Origin of the sequence: Streptomyces sp. NPDC058459, from assembly GCF_042721685.1 — a bacterium.
Classification (GTDB): Bacteria; Actinomycetota; Actinomycetes; order Streptomycetales; family Streptomycetaceae; genus Streptomyces.
On the sequence record NZ_JBHXLV010000431.1, the window covers coordinates 1 to 1161 of the forward strand.

Annotated in this window: 3 protein-coding genes; all 3 read right to left on the minus strand. The window is 68.6% G+C overall.

The window, feature by feature from the left end:
• A partial coding sequence (locus ACFWN1_RS33380) for an RNA polymerase sigma factor (RefSeq protein ID WP_384370552.1) occupies positions 1-521 on the minus strand: 521 nt, incomplete at its 3' end.
• 47 nt (positions 522-568) lie between these two features.
• Positions 569-955, minus strand: coding sequence for a class F sortase (locus tag ACFWN1_RS33385; RefSeq protein ID WP_384370555.1), 387 nt, complete (start codon positions 953-955; stop codon positions 569-571).
• Positions 952-1113, minus strand: a complete 162-nt coding sequence (locus ACFWN1_RS33390; RefSeq protein ID WP_384370558.1) for a hypothetical protein — start codon at positions 1111-1113, stop codon at positions 952-954. The genes ACFWN1_RS33385 and ACFWN1_RS33390 overlap by 4 nt, the downstream gene beginning before the upstream one ends.
• Positions 1114-1161 lie beyond the last annotated feature (48 nt).

Genomic DNA, 1161 nt, shown 5'->3' on the forward strand with positions numbered 1-1161 from the left:
ATCATCCCGCGCCGTGTATGGCTTTTGACCGTCCCCAGCGGCATACCCGTCCGCTCGGCTATCTGCGCCTGGCTCAAGTCCTCGTAGAACGCCATTCTGAGGACAGTCTGCTGGGGTGCGGGCAATTGGTCGAGTTCGTCCATGATCACGATGTGATCAACGACCGTGTCGGCCGTCGTGGTGCTGTTCGTTCCGTTGTCGGGAGTGGCGAAGGCCGCAGCGGCGCGCTGGTCCCGCGTGTGTCGCGACCGCCGCTCAAGCGCGTCGGCGATCTTCTTGTGCGTGATGCCCACCAGCCACGTCTTGAGCGAGCCACGCTCGTGGTCGAAGTTCTTGCGGCCCCGCCAGGCTCCCACGAACACCTGCTGCGTGACGTCTTTGGCCTCCTCAGGATCGCCGAGCTTGCGGGAGGCGATCGTGAAGAGCAACGCTCCCCAACGGCGATACGCCTCGTTCAGACATGCCTCGTCCCCCTCGGTGAAACCGTGGGCGAGCAGGTCATCGGACAAAGGGATGGTCACCGGCGCCACCTTAGCGGTAAGGATCTGAGATCCGGCCCAGACTCCCGTCATCGCTCCACCGCTTCCGGGGTCACGACCAGGTTGTTCAGGTATCCGCCCTCCGCGCCGACGCAGGGGCCGGTGCGGGTGATCAGCGTCAGGAACCGCGTTCCCTCCAGACGGGACGCACCGGCCTCTCCCACGTCCTTCCTGGCGACGGTCCGGCGGGAGACGACCTGGTAGCCGGGGCCGGGTCCGGCCGACTGCGAAACCCGCACCGGGTCGCCGCGCCGGACCTTGCTCAACGCGACGAGCACGCCCAGCCCGCGCCCCTTGGCATCGACATGCCCGACGATCACCGAGGAGCCGGCGGCCTCCCCCGGGGCCGGTGAGAAGCGGTGCCAGCCCACCCGCCCGGGATCAGCGGGCACCTCGACCTGTCCCGCCTTCGTCACCCCCACGGCGGTGACACGGAACGTGATGTCAGCTCCGAGGGGGCGCCGGAGCGCGGCGCCGCGCCGAAGTCGGCCGTGCCGACCGCGTCTTCGGACCGCGTCACGGCCGCCGACACCCCCGCCGTCAGCAGGCCCGCGAGCGCGGGGGCGAGGGCCATCCATACAGAGCGCCTTCACCAGGGCCCGCTCATGAAACATCGTTACTT